Genomic DNA, 16,462 nt, shown 5'->3' with positions numbered 1-16,462 from the left:
GGAAGCGTACTTGTGACGCCTCTGATTGAAAAAATAGACAAAATGCACCGGCGCGAGACGTCGGCAAATAAGAAAGAATCGGCGCGATGGCGGAACGTTCTCAGAACTTGCAGGATCTTTTTCTCAATACGGTCCGCAAACAGAAGATTTCTCTGACAATTTTTCTTATCAATGGCGTCAAATTGACGGGCGTCGTCACGTCTTTTGACAATTTCTGTGTGTTGTTGCGCCGCGATGGTCATTCGCAGCTCGTCTACAAGCACGCGATCTCGACCATCATGCCGGGCCAGCCGCTGCAGATGTTCGAGAACGAAGAAGCCGCATCCTGACGGGACGTTAGGCACATTACCAAACGGGATTCAAAGTCGTCGTCGATCATTCCGGAGCTTGAAACGCTCCGCGACGACATGCGCGCGGTCGTGATCGTGCCGGTTCTGAAAAAGACCGGCAGGCAGGCGGCTGAAACTCTCTCTGCAACCAGCACCCGCACCGACGAAAGTCGGCTGGAGGAGGCGACTGGCCTGGCTCGGGCGATCGACCTGAACGTCGTTCATGGCGCCATCGTTTCAGTGGCTCAGCCAAAGCCGGGGACGCTGTTGGGCACCGGCAAGATCGAAGAGATTGGCCACATCCTCGTCGAACAGGATGCCGGCCTCGTCATCGTTGACCATCCGCTGACGCCCGTGCAGCAGCGCAACCTGGAAAAGGAATGGAACGCCAAGGTCATCGACCGGACGGGCCTGATCCTTGAAATCTTCGGGCGACGCGCTTCCACCAAGGAAGGCACGCTGCAGGTCGATCTGGCGCATCTCAATTATCAGAAGGGCCGGCTCGTGCGCAGCTGGACCCACCTTGAGCGTCAGCGCGGTGGTGGCGGCTTCATGGGCGGCCCCGGCGAAACTCAGATCGAGGCCGACCGGCGCCTGCTGCAGGACCGCATCGTCAAGCTCGAGCGCGAGCTGGAGCAGGTTCGCCGCACCCGGCAATTGCATCGCTCCAAGCGCAAGAAGGTTCCGCACCCGATCGTGGCGCTTGTCGGCTACACCAACGCCGGCAAATCGACGCTGTTCAACAGAATGACCGGAGCCGGCGTGCTGGCCGAGGACATGCTGTTTGCAACGCTCGACCCGACGCTGCGGCGGTTGAAACTGCCGCATGGCCGCATGGTGATCCTGTCCGACACAGTCGGCTTCATCTCCGACCTGCCGACGCATCTTGTCGCCGCCTTCCGTGCGACGCTCGAAGAGGTGCTCGAAGCCGACCTGATCCTGCATGTGCGCGATCTTTCCGATCCGGACAATCAGGCGCAGGCAAGTGACGTTCTGCGCATCCTTGCTGATCTCGGTATCGACGAGAAGGAAGCGGCAGCGAGGCTTGTCGAAGTCTGGAACAAGATCGACCGGCTTGAGCCGGAAGCGCGCGAAGCCCTGACGAACAAGGCTGCAAGCACTGATAACACCGTGGCGGTCTCGGCGATTACAGGCGAGGGCGTCGACGTGCTGCTTGCCGAGATCGGTCGTCGTCTGTCCGGCGTCTTGACAGAGTGCACCGTCGTTCTCGGCGTCGATCAGTTGCAGCTTCTGCCCTGGGTCTACGAACACGCGATCGTCGATGGTCGCGAAGATCTCGAGGACGGCACGGTCAGCCTCGATCTGCGCCTGACCGAAAACGAGGCTGTGGACCTGGAGCGGCGTCTCGGCAACGGGCCGAAGCCGGTCGCCGAAGACTGGTAAGATCTTCTGCCTGAGGCGCTATCGCCTCAGGCCAATTGCCGTTCGATCGCCTTGGCCGCTTGCCAGAGTTCTTCCATCCGTTCCAGCGTTGCCGCCTCGAGCGTTTCTCCGTGAGCTTCAAGCTCATGCTCGATATGGGCAAAACGGCGGCGGAACTTGGTGTTGGTGCCGCGCAGCGCCATTTCAGGGTCGGCGCCGACATGCCGGCCGATATTCACCACCGCAAAGATCAGGTCGCCGAGTTCATCGGCTACCTTCGCACGGTCCTTTTCCCGCAGCGCTTGGCGCAGCTCGCCGATCTCTTCCTCGATCTTGTCGAGGATCGGTTCCGGCTCCGACCAGTCGAAACCGACTTTGGCGGCGCGCTCCTGAAGCTTCAGCGCCTCGATAAGGGCCGGGAAGCTGCGCTGGATCGAGCCCAGATGACTGGCAGCGCCGTCGGATGGCAGGCCGCGTGTGGCGCGCCGCGCCTGGCGCTCGGCCTTTTCAGCCTGCTTGATCTTGTCCCACTGGGTCTTGACCGTTTCCGGCGTGTCGGCGTCCGAACGGGCGAAAACATGCGGGTGGCGGCGGATCATCTTGCGCGTAACGGCCTCGACGACATCGCCGAAGGCGAATTCGCCGGCCTCTTCGGCCATGCGGGCGTGAAAAACCACCTGCAGCAGCAGGTCGCCCAGCTCGTCGCAAAGGTCATGCATGTCGCCGCGCTCGATTGCGTCGGCAACTTCGTAGGCTTCCTCGATCGTATAGGGCTTGATCGTTTCGAACGTCTGGACGACGTCCCAGGGGCAGCCGGTCTCCGGCTGCCTGAGCGCCTGCATGATGTCGAGAAGGCCCTTGATGTCGCGTGATGGTTCCATGGGATCAGTTCAACGGAATGGCGTTGTCGTTTTTGCCCGACTGGTAGCTGTCGGACAGGTGCTGATAGCGCTCGCGGATGCGCGCGTCCTGGGCCGCAAGCTTCTCTCGCGTTGACTGGTCGGCGTCCTTTGCGACCGCTGCGATCGACGACGACGTCCAGAAGGCGTTGTTCTGCGCGTAGCCGCCGGGTTCAAGCAGGAACACTTCCTTCAGGATCTTCAGGTCGTGCGGAATGGAGAAGCTGTCGCGCGAATCTTCGTGGCTGAAGAAATAGTAGAAATTGTCAAAGCCCGCCCAGGTGATCGCCGACAGGCACATCGAGCAAGGCTCGTGCGTGGAAAGGAAGATCAGATCGCGCGTGTCAGGCTTTTCTGCCATCTCGTAGAAGCGCTTGAGCGTGTGCACTTCACCGTGCCAGAGCGGGTTTTCGGTCTCGTTGTTGGTCTCGGCGAGAACGAGAGAAAGGTCTGTTTTGCGCAGGATCGCGGCGCCGAACACCTTGTTGCCTGCGGCGACACCCTTTTCCGTCAGGGGCAGGATGTCCTGCTCGATCACGTTGAGCAGCCGTTCGGCCAGTTCGGATTGTGTCATGTCTTCAGTCTCCGGCAGATGTGTTGCGGCATTTAACGGAGGTTGCCCCTTTGGCGCAATGGCCACCGACAGCGCCACCGGCCGGCCCTTCCGGAGATATTTGCTCAAAATGCTGCATGGCCGAGCAAAACAATACGTGACCCGAAAGCCATTGAAATTTCTGTTTCTTCAATTGCCGTGGGCTATGCGGGATATTCAGCGGAGCCTGTAGTAGGAACCGATTGCAAGAACATGGTGCAGCAGCTCTCCGTCTTTCCCGCATTCTTTCGCGTCGCGCAAAAGCGCGTGGCGGTGTTCGGCAATGGCGACGAGGCCTTTGCAAAGGTGCGGTTGCTGCTCAACACCGAAGCTTCGATCGTCGTCTACGCGGACGCGCCCGAGGCAGACTTCGCGGCATACCTCGGCGAGCGCGTGATTGAAACCGTGCGCGATACCTTCGCTCCGCACCAGCTTGAAGGCGTCATCCTTGTGTTTGCCGCGACTGGCAATGCGGCCAAGGATCGCCAGATCGTCATTGCTGCACGCGAACAGAAAATCCCGGCAAATGCCGTCGACCAGCCCGACTACTGCGATTTCTTCACGCCGGCGCTCGTCAATCGCGCACCAGTTGCCGTTGCGATCGGCACCGAAGGCGCCGGCCCGGTGCTTGCCCAGATGATCCGGGCACAGATCGACCAGCTGCTGTCGCCGTCGCTGGGGCTCGTTGCGTCGCTCGCAGCCAGCTATCGTGATGCCGTCGATCGACTGGTGCCGCGCGGCGTTGCGCGCCGCCTGTACTGGCGCCGTTTCTTCCAGGGGCCGGTTGCGGACAAGGTTGCGCTGGGTGATGTCGCCGCCGCGCGCCGCGAGGCTTCTCGCCTGCTTGATGCCGCGCATGCCACCGCGGGCCACGTCTGGCTCGTCGGCGCCGGTCCGGGCGCCGAAGACCTGCTGACGCTCAGGGCGCAGCGCGTGATGATGGAAGCCGATGCGATCGTCTATGATGCGCTGGTGCCGCAGGCGATCGTCGATATGGGTCGCCGCGATGCGGAAAGGCTCTCCGTCGGCAAGCGCAAGGGTTGCCACACGAAGTCGCAGGACGAGATCAACCAGCTGCTGGTGGAGCTCGCGGGTGAGGGCAAGCGCGTCGTTCGCCTGAAATCCGGCGATCCGCTTGTCTACGGCCGTGCTGGCGAAGAGATGGCAGCATTGCGCGATGCGGGCATTACCTATGAGATCGTGCCGGGCATCACTTCCGCCTTTGCCGCTGCTGCCGATTTCGAACTGCCGCTGACCCTGCGCGGCGTCGCGTCGTCACTGGTCTTTACAACCGGCCACGATCTGACCGGTGAAGTGCTGCCCGACTGGGCGCGGCTTGCCGTCTCCGGCGCCACGATCGCCGTCTATATGGGCCGCACTGTCGCTGCGTCGGTTGCCGGTCGCTTGATGCAGGCGGGCTTGCCCGCAGAAACCACCGTGGCTGTGATCGAGAACGCCAGCCGTGCCGATCGCCGGCTGATGCATGGCACGCTGAAGGACTTGCCGGACCTAGAGGGCCGCACGGAACTTTCCGGCCCGGTGATGGTCATTATCGGTGACGCTGTCGCCGGCGCGAATTTCGAGCGTTCCGAGCCTCTGGTGGCGGGCAAACGCACCAACAAGCAAACGAAGATCGAAGCTGCGGAGCGCAGCGAACAGATTCTGAACTAAGGGAAACGTCATGGTGAACAAGGTTTTGACGGCAAATCGGCTTTCGGATGGCATATCCGTCTGGCTGGATGCCTCGGGCAACTGGGTCGAATCGCTCCAGCAGGCCTTCATCGCCCGCCATGCCGAGGCGGTCACCGCACTGGAAGCGACAGGCAAGGTTGCCTTCGACGACAACAAGGTGGTCGATGCCAATGTCGTCGACGTCGAGGAAGTCAACGGCACCCTGCGGCCCTTGCGCATGCGCGAGCGTATCCGGGCCGAAGGCCCTTCGATCCCCTATGCCGCCGGATACAATGGCCTTGCCGGCCCGAACTTTGCTGCCTGAGGAACCGATACAACATGTACCGTTACGATGAATTCGATCATGCCTTCGTCTCCTCGCGCGTCGACCAGTTCCGCGATCAGGTCGAGCGCCGCCTGAGTGGCGAGTTGGCCGAAGACGCATTCAAGCCGCTGCGCCTGATGAATGGCGTATACCTGCAGTTGCACGCCTACATGCTGCGCGTTGCGATCCCCTATGGCACGCTGTCCAGCCGCCAGATGCGTATGCTCGCCCACATCGCCCGCAAGTATGACCGCGGCTATGGCCACTTCACCACCCGTCAGAACATCCAGTACAACTGGCCGCGCCTTTCCGACACGCCGGATATCCTGGATGAGCTGGCAAGCGTCGAGATGCACGCGTTGCAGACGTCGGGCAATTGCATTCGCAATGTGACGGCCGATCATTTCGCCGGCGCTGCTGCCGATGAAGTCGCTGATCCAAGGCCTTATGCCGAAATCCTCAGACAATGGTCGAGCGTTCACCCGGAATTCTCGTTCCTGCCGCGCAAGTTCAAGATTGCTGTCACAGGTGCTGAGCGCGACCGCGCCGCGATCCAGGTGCACGACATCGGCCTGCACCTGAAAAAGGATGAGGACGGCCGCATCGGCTTTGCCGTTTATGTCGGTGGCGGACAGGGCCGCACGCCGATGATTGCCAAGAAGATCCGGGACTTCCTGCCGGAAGAGGACCTGCTGTCCTACACGACGGCGATCATGCGCGTGTACAACCTGCATGGCCGTCGCGACAACAAGTACAAGGCGCGCATCAAGATCCTCGTCCACGAAACCGGTGCCGAAGAGCTTTCCCGTCAGGTCGAGGTCGAGTTCGCGGCGCTGAAGGATACGGAGCTGAAGCTTCCAGAAGCTGATATTCAGGCCATCTCCACCTATTTCGCGCCGCCAGCGCTGGAGCCGCGTGCCGAGGGCTGGGAAAGTCTGGCGCGCTGGAAGAAGACCGATCCGGAATTCTCACGCTGGGTTCACCAGAACGTGCAGCCGCACAAGCATCCGGACTACGGCATGGTGACGATCTCGCTGAAGCCGATCGGCGGCATTCCGGGGGACGCGACCGACGCGCAGATGGAGGCTGTTGCAGACATCGCCGAGGAGTATGCCTTCGACGAGATCCGTGTCAGCCACGAGCAGAACCTGATCCTGCCGCATGTGGCTCTGGCTGATCTGGAGCCGATCTACCGGGCGCTCGTCGTTGCCGGCCTGGCGACAGCCAATGCCGGACTGATCACCGATATCATTGCCTGTCCCGGGCTCGACTACTGCGCGCTTGCAAATGCGCGCTCCATCCCGGTGGCGCAGGAGATCTCGACGCGCTTCGGCGCGCCTGAACGTCAGGCTGAGATCGGCGAACTGAAGATCAAGATCTCCGGCTGCATCAATGCCTGCGGCCATCACCACGTTGGCCATATCGGCCTGCTCGGCGTAGAGAAGAAGGGGGCGGAACTCTATCAGATCACGCTCGGCGGCTCCGGCGACGAGAACACGTCGATCGGCGAGATCATCGGTCGCGGTTTCGAACCGGAAAAGGTGACCGACGCGATCGAAACGATCGTCGATACCTATCTCGGGCTGCGCAATGACAAGTCGGAGACGTTCCTCGAAGCGTACCGTCGCGTCGGCCCGCAACCCTTCAAGGACGCGCTCTACGGCGGCAGCGCACAGGAAGCCGCTTGAGGCGCAAGGAACGGACATGACAAAAATCTGGAAAGAAACCGGCTTTGTGAGCGACGATCCCTGGATCATCGAAAACGACGAGACCAAAGCGGGTTCCAACGAGAAGGCGATACTCGGCTTCGAGACGTTTCTCGCCAAGGTGGCTGAGACGGACGAGGTGGGTTTAGGCGTAGTCGTCGCTCCTGCAGATGACGTTGCCAAGCTACAACCCTATCTCGATCGTATTGCGCTGGTCGCGGTCGCGTTCCCGGCCTTCAATGACGGGCGGGCTTTCAGCCATGCGTCGCTGCTGCGCGCGCGGCTTGGTTTTGCCGGTGAGGTGAGGGCTGTCGGCGACGTTCTGATCGATCAGATCCCGTTGATGCTGCGTTGCGGCGTCGACAGTTTCGCGGTAACCAATGCCATGGCCCTGAAGCGTCTGACGGAAGGCCGGTTGCCCGGTATCGCCAACCACTATCAGCCGACCGCGAGACCCTCTGCTGACGCCAGGTCCTATAGCTGGCGGCGCGTTTCTTGAAGGCAGTGCTGACCGCGACAGTGTGAAGCACGCCGAAATGCGCGAAAGCGACTATATTTAGAAGGGAATTCCTTCCCGTTGAGTGCGGCTTGGAATATCCGCGTATTGTTGATAGACAGGGTCATCATTTACAGGACTGTAGCCACGATGAATGCTCCGGCAAAAACGGAAGATTTCGCGATCCAGGCACCCGCCGGTGTCTTCGTTGAAACGGTGACGAGCGTCACCCACTATACGGATCGGCTCTTCCGCTTCCGCATGACCCGTCCTGCGGAGTTCCGCTTCCGCTCCGGCGAGTTTGCGATGATTGGTTTGATGGTCGGCGACAAACCCGTCTACCGCGCCTACTCGATCGCAAGCCCGGCCTGGGACGAGGAACTCGAATTCTTCTCGATCAAGGTTCCTGATGGCCCGCTGACATCTCACCTGCAGGCGATCAAGCCAGGCGACAAGGTGCTGATGCGCAAGAAGCCGACCGGCACGCTGGTGCTCGACGCGCTGGTTCCCGGCCGCAGGCTCTACATGTTCTCGACCGGCACCGGCATTGCGCCTTTCGCCAGCCTGATCCGCGACCCCGAGACCTACGAGAAGTTTGAGGAAGTCATCCTCACGCACACCTGCCGCGATGTGGCCGAGCTGAAATACGGTTTCGACCTCGTCGAGGAAATTCGCAATCACGAATTCCTGAACGAGATCGTCGGCGACAAGCTTCGCCATTATGCGACGGTGACCCGCGAGGACTATCCCTTCAAGGGCCGTGTGACCGACCTGATGGTCAACGGCAAATTCTTTGCCGATCTCGGTCTGCCGCCGCTCGACCCAGCCATCGATCGCGGAATGATCTGCGGCTCGACGGCAATGTTGAAGGACACCAAGGAAATCCTCGAGGCCGCAGGCCTGACCGAGGGGTCCAACAACAAGCCGGCCGAGTTCGTCATCGAGCGCGCCTTTGTCGGCTAACTGACGACAAGATACGAAACATCGTCGCAGCATTTGGAGGGCGCATCATCGGGTGCGCCCTTTTTCGCATCTGTGCGACAGTCGCGACCGGAGCATGAGCTATGCGTTTCCGGCAGCCCCGATCTGAGCAATCAGCGTACCGGCAGCCTTTCGCAGACACTATCGTTCCCCAGCATTTTCATATGTCGCTCGACCGCGTCCATGCGGAACGAACGGCCAAGAAGGAGTCCCCGCCGGAGATCGCCGGCGACAGCGGATCTTGCAGGGAGTGGCCCATGAGCCTTGAGACCAGAATTCGCCGCAAATCGTTGCATGACCGGATCGTCACGCCGGAGGCGGCGGCGGCGCTCATCGAGGATGGCATGACGATCGGCATGAGCGGCTTTACCAAGGCAGGCGACGCCAAGGCGGTGCCGTTGGCCATGGCGCAGCGTGCGGCGCAGGAGAAGTTTCGCATCACCTTGATGACCGGGGCCTCGCTTGGGCACGACATCGACAAGATCCTGACGGAAGCGGGTGTTCTCGCACGCCGGCTTCCCTTCCAGTCCGATCCGGCCCTTCGCGCGGCGATCAACCGCGGCGAGGTCATGTTCATCGACCAGCATCTGTCTGAGACCGTCGAGCAACTCCGCTCCGGCCAGATCAGCCCGATCGACTATGCCGTCGTCGAGGCCGTGGCGATCACCGAGGATGGCGGCATCGTTCCTTCGACATCGGTCGGCAACTCCGCAAGTTTTGCGATCCTCGCCAAGAAAGTGATTGTCGAGCTCAATCTCAGCCACAGCCCGGAGCTTGAGGGGCTGCACGACATCTACATCCCGGCGAAACGCCCATCGCGCACGCCGATCCCGGTAGTTGCCTGCGACATTCGCGTCGGCTCGCCCTATATCCCTGTTGATCCGGACAAGATTGCCGCGATCGTCATCACCGAAAAGCAGGACAGTGCCGCGCGCATTTCGCCGCCCGATGCCGAGACCAATTCGATCGCGGGCCACCTGATCGGCTTTCTTCAGGACGAGGTGCGCAAGGGTAGGCTCGACATGACGTTGAACCCGTTGCAGGCGGGTATTGGCGTTATTGCGAATTCGGTTCTGAGCGGCCTCGTCGACAGCCCCTTTCATGATCTGCGCATGTACAGCGAAGTGCTGCAGGACAGCACCTTCGAGCTCTTTGAGGCCGGCAAGCTCAGCTTCGCCTCGGCGGCATCGATGACGCTGAGCAGCGCCTGGGCCGATCGCGTCTTTCGCAACATCCGCGCCTACAAGGACAGGGTGATCCTGCGGCCGCAGGAGGTCAGCAACCACCCGGAAATCATCCGGCGCCTGGGCGTCATCGGCATCAACACCGCGCTCGAGTTCGATATCTACGGCAACGTCAATTCGACCCATGTCGGCGGCACCGACATGATGAACGGCATCGGCGGTTCCGGCGATTTTGCCCGCAACGCCTTCCTGTCGATCTTCGTCGCCAAATCGGTGGCCAAGGGTGGGGCGATCTCGTCCGTGGTGCCGATGGTTTCCCATGTGGACCACACGGAGCATGACGTCGATATTCTGGTCACCGAGCACGGGCTTGCGGATCTCCGCGGGCTGGCGCCGCGCGAGCGCGCGCCGATCATCATCCGCAACTGTTGCCATCCCGCTTACCGCGAGTTGCTGGGGGATTACTTCAAGCGGGCTGTTGCAGCGCGTGCGGGGCAGACGCCGCATATCCTCGAGGAAGCCTTCGACTGGCATGTACGTCGGCTGAAGACGGGCAGCATGTTGCCGGGCGCCTGATGCCTCAATCCCGAGCCAGGTAGTCCATCAAGGCTGACATCGCCGCCGCGGCACCCTCGGCGTCGGCAAGCACGATGGCGTCGATCGCCTCGATGTGGCGGTCGACCGATCCGCGCATTCGCTCAACGGTTGCGTCGGCAAACCAGATGCGTCGAGCGTGCGTCTGCAGCGGGGCGAGGGCGGCCGTCAGGAACGTATTGGGGCAGGCCTCCTCCATCAGTTCATCGAAGACCTTGTCGGCCACGAGGAAGCCTTCGAGATCGCCGGCATCCGCGCATCGGCTCATCTCTGCGGCGCATCCCTTCATGGCTCGTCGTGCATCCGCGTCGGCATGCTCCGCCACCAGGCTTGCCGCCAGCGGTTCCAGCTTTTGACGGGTTTGCATCACATGCGCTCGATCGTCCGGCCCGATTGTCGTTATCTGCAGGCCGACACGCGGGCGAACCTCCATCAGTTCCTGCCAGGCGAGTTTCTGAATGGCTTCACGCACGGGCGTACGGCCATGACCGGCAAGCTCGATCAGCTGCTTTTCCGTCAGCAGCATGCCGGGCACAAGCTTGAGCGTGACGATCAGTCGCTCGAGGGCGAGATAGGCGAGGTGGGCCTGGGAGTGAACCGACATACGCATCCCACAGTTTCTGATATATCAGAACGTGGCACAGTTTCGTTTCGATGGCAAACGAACTGATGACCACTAATCAGGAAGGATTATGCTGGTCGAAGTAATCATTATGAGTCGGTAAAAGCTTCAGATTTCAATGGCCTGAATAAAAGTGCTCGTTCGGCCGTTCCAGCCTTGAATGGTGTTGACGAAGAGGAAACTGCTTGTCAGTCTTCTCTAAAAAGAACGTCGGACATCGACGTTGAGGGGCTTGGGCTGAAGGTGGGTGCGTTTCTGGTCTGGTCGCTGATTGTGTTTGCGGGGCTGCTTGCCGTCCCGGCGGTCAGCCATACGAACGCGCAGACGACGTTCTCGCTGATGGCGTCCTCGATGGCTTTCGTCGGAATGGCGATTGCGCAGTTCATGGCGGCACGTCCGCCCGTCATCGAACCGCTGTTCGGCGGGCTCGACCGCATCTATCACCTTCATCGCCGGATCGGCATCTCCGTGCTGATGCTCATTCTCGTCCATTATTTCCTGACGCCTGATTTCAAGGGGCTGTCGTTCACCAGCGGTTTGAACCAGCTTGCTGCCTCCGCCGGCAAGTATGGCTTCTACGGGCTGACGGCGCTGCTTGTTCTCAGCATCGTCAAGATCATCCCGAAGACCAGAATCGAGATACCCTATCACCTGTGGCGTTATACCCATCGGTTCATCGGGCTCTTGTTCGCGCTTGTCGCGTTCCACCAGATGTTCATCAAGCGCCCCTATGACAGCACGGCGCTGCTGGCGGTCTATCTCAATGCGTTCGCAGCACTCGGGATCCTCAGCTACGCCTATACGCAGCTTCTGCCGTGGCTGAGGACGCGATGCTACGAGGTTTCCGAGGTCGAAAAGCACGATGGTGCGACGATCATTTCGGCGCGTTCAAAGGGGCGCGCGCTGAGGGCCAAACCGGGGCAGTTCGGTTTCCTGCGTGTCCTGAAGGCTGGTCTGCGCGAGCCGCACCCCTTCACAATCGCCGACATCGATGGCAACGGCACGGTGCGCTTCGCCATCAAGCCGCTCGGCGACTATACGCAGGCGTTGCGCGATCAGATTGCTGTCGGCGACCGGTTGAAGCTCGAAGGCGGATACGGCCAGTTCAATCACCGACGCGGGGCGAAGAAGCAGATCTGGCTTGCCGGAGGTATCGGGGTCACGCCGTTTCTCGCCATGGCCAGCCATTTGAAGGGCGATGAGGACCAGGACATCCACATGGTCTATTGCGTGCGCGACCGAAAGGAAGCCATCGGCCTTGAAACCTTCGAGGCGCAGGCGGAAAAGCTCGGCAACTTCAGCTTCGTGCTGCACGATTCGGCCACAGACGGGCGGCTGGACGCGGCCAAACTGGCGGCGGGCAGCGTCATCGATCCGGGCGAGGCCGATCTTTGGTTCTGCGGTCCTGCGCCGCTGCGGGAGGCGATCGTCAAAGGGTTGAAAGAGCTTGGAAAGAAGCCGCGTCGCGTAGAGTTCGAACAGTTTCAGTTTCGATAGCAGTTTTATTGAAGATTTTTGGATTAAGGGAGTACGGCCATGCGCAGTCTGCGTGAAATGCGAGCGAACGTCTCGTCAGGTGCCGGCATCCGCAATAGGCACGCACTGGCTCTGGCCGCCGGTCTGCTGGCCGCCATGCTCTGTCCCGGCGTCGCATCGGTGCGCGACGCTTTCGCCGAGGACGCCTTCTCGACCTACAAGGCGAATGTCGAGAACGGCAAGTACATGTTCAACGCCGCTGGTTGTGGCGCCTGCCACGGGTCGGGCGACGAAACTGGACTGCTGTCCGGCGGCATGGAGATGAACACGGCGATCGGCACTTTCTACGCGCCGAACATTTCGCCCCATGCCAACGGCATCGGTGGCTGGAGCAACGCCCAGTTCCTCAACGCTGTCATGGTCGGGCTTGATCGTGACGGCAACAATCTCTACCCGGTCATGCCCTACACATCCTATGGCGGTATGAAGCCGGAGGACGTGCTCGATATCAAGGCTTACGTCGAGACCTTGCCGCAATCAGACGCCGTCTCGAAGGAACATGAGATCGCTTTTCCTTTTAGTCGGCAAACGACCATAACTCTCTGGAAACGCAGCAATTTCACAGTTCAAGCCTACCAGCCGCGCGAAGCGTCGCAGATGGAGCGTGGCCGTTACCTGGTCGAAAATGTCGGTGGCTGTGGCGACTGTCACACGCCGCGCACGACGACTTATGGGCTCGACCTGGAAAGAGCTTTTCACGGCGAGAAGGGGCTGACCGGTGCGGTCGCACCGGATATCGGCAAGGCGAAGATGGCGGGGCTCACTGCGCCGGAAGTGTTTACCACGGGCCTTATAGACGAAGGCAAGAAGCTTTCGGGCGCACCGATCAGCGACCCGGTCATGCGACGGATCGCCAAGGGACTTTCGATACTCAGCGACGACGATCGTCGCGCGATCTACGCGTTCCTGTCCGATCGCGAGGTGAAAGCACCGGCGCCGGTGGCGCAGTCTGTGACGGCAGTGTGCAAGGAGACCACGGCCTCGACGGCGCTGACCGGCGACAATGCCGAAGTCGCCCAACAGGCCGATGCCTTCATCGGCAAGTATTGCCGCAACTGCCATGGGCCGGGTGAAAGCTCTCAAGGCAGCTACCCCGCCGGTGAGCTGACATCGATCGCCGCCGATGCCAATTTCGTCACGCCGGGCAATGCTGCGAAATCGCGCCTCTTCACCTCGGTCACCAGCGGCCGCATGCCGCTTGGCAAGCGCCCGACGGACGAAGAGGTCAAGGTGCTCGAGGACTGGATCAATTCGCTCAGCGAAAAGAACCTGCCGCAGACGGCAGCCACCAAACCCGCCCGATCGCGCCCGATGCTGTCCCATGACCAGTTCGTCGAGGCGGCGCTCAAGGACATTTCCAAGGTCAGTGCGCTTGATCGTCAGCACATGCGCTATTTCTCCTACCGTGACCAGTATAACGGCATGATGGGTTGCGAAGACGACGCCACGTTCATGAAGCGCATGGACGTGCTGGCCGGTGGCTTCAAGAAGCTGCTGAATTCCTTGTCCTATGGCCCGAAGCTGGTGGTGCCGGCGGAGGTGGACGGCACCAATGGTCTGCTCGTCCGGGTCGATCTGCGCGAGCTGCAGTGGGATAACGCTGATTACGATTTCCTGATCAAGCGCTATTTCTACGGCGTTGATCCGACGAGCGATGCGTCGCTTCAGGCGCTTTCCACCGAGACGCATACGCAACTGCCGATCATGCGGATCGACTGGTTCATGAGCAATGGCGCCCGGCCGGAGGTCTATAACAGACTGATGAAGCTGCCGACGCATATTCGCGAGCTGGAAACGCGCTTCAAGATCGATGTCGACGACAACATAAGGCGGCGTAACGTTCTGCGTGCCGGCTTTGCTGACGGTTCGTCCGGCGTATCGGACCACAATCGCATGCTCGAGCGTCACGACATGCCGTTTGGCGGCTACTATTGGAAATCCTACGATTTCGCCGGCGATGTCGGCAAACAGGTGCTCAAGCGTTTTCCGCATGGACCCAAGGAGTTGGGTGCGCTCGATGCCGGCCTTGTGCCGTTCGAGCACGACGGTGGCGAGATGATCTTTTCACTGCCCAACGGCATGCAGGGTTATTATCTGTCGACCGCGGCAGGAAAACAGCTCGATGTCGGGCCGACGACCATCGTTTCGTTCCGTGACCGGCCGATCGGCAAGGGCGTGGAGATCGTCAATGCCCGCTCCTGCTTCGATTGCCACGCCGATGGCATTCTGTCGAAACGTGATCAGTTGCGCGAGCATATCGCCACGTCGACGCTGTTCAGCAAGGACCAGCAGGGCGTGCTGTTGGCCATGTACGTGAAGCAGGAGGAGCTGGACGAGGCCTACCGCAAGGACCGCGAACGCTTCGTCGAGGCTCTGCAAAAACTCGACGTAACCGAACCGACGCCGGATGGCGGGCTTCAGAGCAAGCACGCACCCGGCGACGCCGAGATCGTCACCTACTTTGCCGACAAGTATGAAGATGAGCTCGACTTCGATGCTCTGGCGGCGGAGTTCGACATGACGCCGCAGCAGTTTTCTGAGGCGATCAAGCGAGTAGCGGAAGTGGATGTCCTGCGTCTCGGGCTTGATTGGGTCACGACGCTCGAAGCTGGCGGGACTGTTCCGCGCAACGAGGTCGAACAGCAATATGCCCTGTTGCTGGAGCCGCTCGCCCAGCGGCGCCCGCTCGATACCAGCACGATCGTCGTTGCCGGCACCGAGCAGCAGTCGGAGGAAAAACCGCAATCCGTAGCCGCAGCCGCGCCTGACTATCGCAAGCAGGAGAAGGCTGGCGGCACCAAGCTTGAGCTTGCCTTGAAGGTGCCGACGACGACGGCCAAGGTCGGTGACCAGCTGTCGTTCGAACTCAGCGTCAATCAGGCCTGCGAACTGCAGATCCTCTATGTCGAGGAAAACGGCAATGTCGAAATCATCCCAGATGAGATGATCGGCCACACGACGCTGCAGCCCGGCGAAAGCAGGCTGATCCCGCAGCCGGGAACCGGCACGCTGACCTTCGATACGGCAGCGCCCGCCGAAACCATGCTGGCCTTCTGCCGGGTTGGCGGTCTGGCCGATCAAAGGCTCACGGTGGAGAAAGCGCGCGCATTCGTCGTCCAATCGAAGTTGCCGCCGACGCGCGGATTGGCGGTCAATCTCGCGAAGAAGGCGCAGGCCGACAACGGCGCCAGCAGCGTGCAGATGGTAACTTTCGAGATTAGAGAATAGCGGATGCGCGATGGATGAATTGATGAAAGGGTTGATCGTCGCATCCGCAATGCTTTTGCCGCTCGCTTACCCGGCGCGCGCCTGCGACGCGTTAGTGAAAACCTCGGAGGCTCTCAACAGGGGCGACGAGGTCGGGGCGCGGGCAGCGGCCGCGCCGGAGCGCACGAATGCATGTTCGAGTACCGAGGCAGCGCTTACCCGGCGTGTAGCGGCGCTAGCAACGTTCAATCGCATCGCCAACGCAGTCGGGGCCGGTGCCAGGCTCGATACTTTCGAGGGTGAGCTTGAAGCTGTGCTGAGCGACGTCGGTGGGCCTTGGCAGATCCTCGACGCGCTCGGCGACATCGACCGGGAGCGAAAGAACTATGAACGTGCGGCAACCTATTACCAGCAGGCACTTGAGGATGCGGCCAACGAGGAACTGACGCCCGAGTGGATGGCGCCGGACAAGGCTTACATTCTGCGCCTCGATCGGCTCGCCTCCGAGATGCGGCTTGCAGCAATCAAGCCGGTGAAGCTTGCGATGCGCGGCGCCTGCAAGTTCTCCTATCGCGGTGTCTCGATCAGAAAGAAGGCGACGCCGGTTCGCTATGTCTTCGGAACAGCCGAGTTCACGCCTGAAGGGTTGCAGTCGGCAAAGGATTTGTTCGAGTGCCTGAAATCGGCAAAGGCGGATGCAATTACCTTGATCGGCCATACTGATCCGATCGGCAGCGCTGAGGCGAACCTGAAACTGTCGTTGGCAAGGGCCGAGGCGCTTGCCAACTATCTTGTCGGTGCTGGCTACAAGGGCACCTGGACGACGATTGGCAAGGGCGAGGAGGAGCCGTTCAAACCGGATGATCCGGGTGCCTACGACGAAGCGATGCTACATCAGTTGGATCGCCGCGTCGAAGTTGATGTGGAGAAATAGGCT

The 16,462-nt window shown here is 60.9% G+C and carries 14 protein-coding genes; 11 read left to right on the top strand and 3 right to left on the bottom strand.

The window, feature by feature from the left end; genetic code table 11:
* The first annotated feature begins 86 nt into the window (after positions 1–86).
* Together hfq and hflX are read left to right on the top strand one after the other, a co-directional pair.
* A complete protein-coding gene (gene hfq, locus ASD52_RS22145) occupies positions 87–329 on the top strand; it encodes an RNA chaperone Hfq (RefSeq protein ID WP_003535434.1) in 243 nt (80 codons plus the stop codon).
* A gap of 78 nt (positions 330–407) precedes the next feature.
* Positions 408–1,733, top strand: a complete 1,326-nt coding sequence (hflX, locus tag ASD52_RS22140; RefSeq protein WP_057205085.1) for a GTPase HflX — start codon at positions 408–410, stop codon at positions 1,731–1,733.
* A 26-nt stretch (positions 1,734–1,759) separates the two neighbouring features.
* Here the strand turns inward: hflX and mazG are convergent, their stop codons facing one another.
* Entirely contained in the window at positions 1,760–2,593 is an 834-nt protein-coding gene (mazG, locus tag ASD52_RS22135) for a nucleoside triphosphate pyrophosphohydrolase (protein ID WP_025426785.1), read from the bottom strand.
* Positions 2,594–2,597: 4 nt separating this feature from the next.
* On the bottom strand, positions 2,598–3,185 hold the full coding sequence (locus ASD52_RS22130; protein ID WP_025426786.1) for a nucleoside deaminase: 588 nt from the start codon (positions 3,183–3,185) through the stop codon (positions 2,598–2,600).
* 231 nt (positions 3,186–3,416) lie between these two features.
* Here ASD52_RS22130 and cysG point away from each other — a divergent pair, with 231 nt between their 5' ends.
* From cysG to ASD52_RS22100, 6 genes are all read left to right on the top strand, one after another.
* On the top strand, positions 3,417–4,874 hold the full coding sequence (gene cysG / locus ASD52_RS22125) for a siroheme synthase CysG (protein WP_025426787.1): 1,458 nt from the start codon (positions 3,417–3,419) through the stop codon (positions 4,872–4,874).
* 10 nt (positions 4,875–4,884) lie between these two features.
* Positions 4,885–5,199, top strand: a complete 315-nt coding sequence (locus ASD52_RS22120; RefSeq protein WP_025426788.1) for a DUF2849 domain-containing protein — start codon at positions 4,885–4,887, stop codon at positions 5,197–5,199.
* Between the two features lie 14 nt (positions 5,200–5,213).
* On the top strand, positions 5,214–6,887 hold the full coding sequence (locus tag ASD52_RS22115; protein WP_025426789.1) for a nitrite/sulfite reductase: 1,674 nt from the start codon (positions 5,214–5,216) through the stop codon (positions 6,885–6,887).
* Positions 6,888–6,903: 16 nt separating this feature from the next.
* On the top strand, positions 6,904–7,404 hold the full coding sequence (locus ASD52_RS22110; RefSeq protein ID WP_057225492.1) for a DUF934 domain-containing protein: 501 nt from the start codon (positions 6,904–6,906) through the stop codon (positions 7,402–7,404).
* 147 nt (positions 7,405–7,551) lie between these two features.
* Positions 7,552–8,364: a ferredoxin--NADP reductase gene (locus tag ASD52_RS22105; RefSeq protein WP_025426791.1), complete on the top strand. Its 813-nt coding sequence runs from the start codon at positions 7,552–7,554 to the stop codon at positions 8,362–8,364.
* A gap of 275 nt (positions 8,365–8,639) precedes the next feature.
* Positions 8,640–10,142, top strand: coding sequence for an acetyl-CoA hydrolase/transferase family protein (locus ASD52_RS22100; protein ID WP_025426792.1), 1,503 nt, complete (start codon positions 8,640–8,642; stop codon positions 10,140–10,142).
* A 4-nt stretch (positions 10,143–10,146) separates the two neighbouring features.
* Here ASD52_RS22100 and ASD52_RS22095 read toward each other — a convergent pair whose 3' ends face one another.
* Positions 10,147–10,764 (bottom strand): GntR family transcriptional regulator, encoded by a 618-nt coding sequence (locus tag ASD52_RS22095; RefSeq protein WP_025426793.1) that lies wholly within the window; start codon positions 10,762–10,764, stop codon positions 10,147–10,149.
* Between the two features lie 261 nt (positions 10,765–11,025).
* Between ASD52_RS22095 and ASD52_RS22090 the strand changes: the two genes are divergently transcribed.
* The 3 genes from ASD52_RS22090 to ASD52_RS22080 are packed head-to-tail and all read left to right on the top strand — an operon-like array spanning position 11,026 to position 16,459.
* Positions 11,026–12,279 (top strand): ferric reductase-like transmembrane domain-containing protein, encoded by a 1,254-nt coding sequence (locus ASD52_RS22090; RefSeq protein WP_025426794.1) that lies wholly within the window; start codon positions 11,026–11,028, stop codon positions 12,277–12,279.
* Positions 12,280–12,318: 39 nt separating this feature from the next.
* Complete coding sequence (locus ASD52_RS22085) at positions 12,319–15,546, top strand: c-type cytochrome (RefSeq protein ID WP_057205076.1); 3,228 nt, start codon at positions 12,319–12,321, stop codon at positions 15,544–15,546.
* A 22-nt stretch (positions 15,547–15,568) separates the two neighbouring features.
* Positions 15,569–16,459 carry an OmpA family protein gene (locus tag ASD52_RS22080; RefSeq protein ID WP_158071682.1) on the top strand — a complete coding sequence of 297 codons (891 nt, stop codon included), beginning with the start codon at positions 15,569–15,571 and terminating at the stop codon, positions 16,457–16,459.
* The last annotated feature ends 3 nt before the right edge of the window (positions 16,460–16,462 follow it).

It is taken from the genome of Ensifer sp. Root142 (assembly GCF_001426785.1).
Taxonomy (GTDB): Bacteria; Pseudomonadota; Alphaproteobacteria; order Rhizobiales; family Rhizobiaceae; genus Ensifer; species Ensifer canadensis.
Note: the sequence above shows the minus strand (reverse complement) of the source record. Positions and strands in the feature narration are given on the sequence as shown.

Coding starts and splice junctions, on each gene's coding strand:
- hfq (WP_003535434.1), top strand. CDS start 87: ATGGCGGAACGTTCTCAGAACTTGCAGGATCTTTTTCTCAATACGGTC.
- ASD52_RS22110 (WP_057225492.1), top strand. CDS start 6,904: ATGACAAAAATCTGGAAAGAAACCGGCTTTGTGAGCGACGATCCCTGG.
- ASD52_RS22120 (WP_025426788.1), top strand. CDS start 4,885: ATGGTGAACAAGGTTTTGACGGCAAATCGGCTTTCGGATGGCATATCC.
- ASD52_RS22080 (WP_158071682.1), top strand. CDS start 15,569: ATGAAAGGGTTGATCGTCGCATCCGCAATGCTTTTGCCGCTCGCTTAC.
- cysG (WP_025426787.1), top strand. CDS start 3,417: ATGGTGCAGCAGCTCTCCGTCTTTCCCGCATTCTTTCGCGTCGCGCAA.
- hflX (WP_057205085.1), top strand. CDS start 408: ATGCGCGCGGTCGTGATCGTGCCGGTTCTGAAAAAGACCGGCAGGCAG.
- ASD52_RS22115 (WP_025426789.1), top strand. CDS start 5,214: ATGTACCGTTACGATGAATTCGATCATGCCTTCGTCTCCTCGCGCGTC.
- ASD52_RS22130 (WP_025426786.1), bottom strand. CDS start 3,185: ATGACACAATCCGAACTGGCCGAACGGCTGCTCAACGTGATCGAGCAG.
- mazG (WP_025426785.1), bottom strand. CDS start 2,593: ATGGAACCATCACGCGACATCAAGGGCCTTCTCGACATCATGCAGGCG.
- ASD52_RS22100 (WP_025426792.1), top strand. CDS start 8,640: ATGAGCCTTGAGACCAGAATTCGCCGCAAATCGTTGCATGACCGGATC.
- ASD52_RS22085 (WP_057205076.1), top strand. CDS start 12,319: ATGCGCAGTCTGCGTGAAATGCGAGCGAACGTCTCGTCAGGTGCCGGC.
- ASD52_RS22095 (WP_025426793.1), bottom strand. CDS start 10,764: ATGTCGGTTCACTCCCAGGCCCACCTCGCCTATCTCGCCCTCGAGCGA.
- ASD52_RS22105 (WP_025426791.1), top strand. CDS start 7,552: ATGAATGCTCCGGCAAAAACGGAAGATTTCGCGATCCAGGCACCCGCC.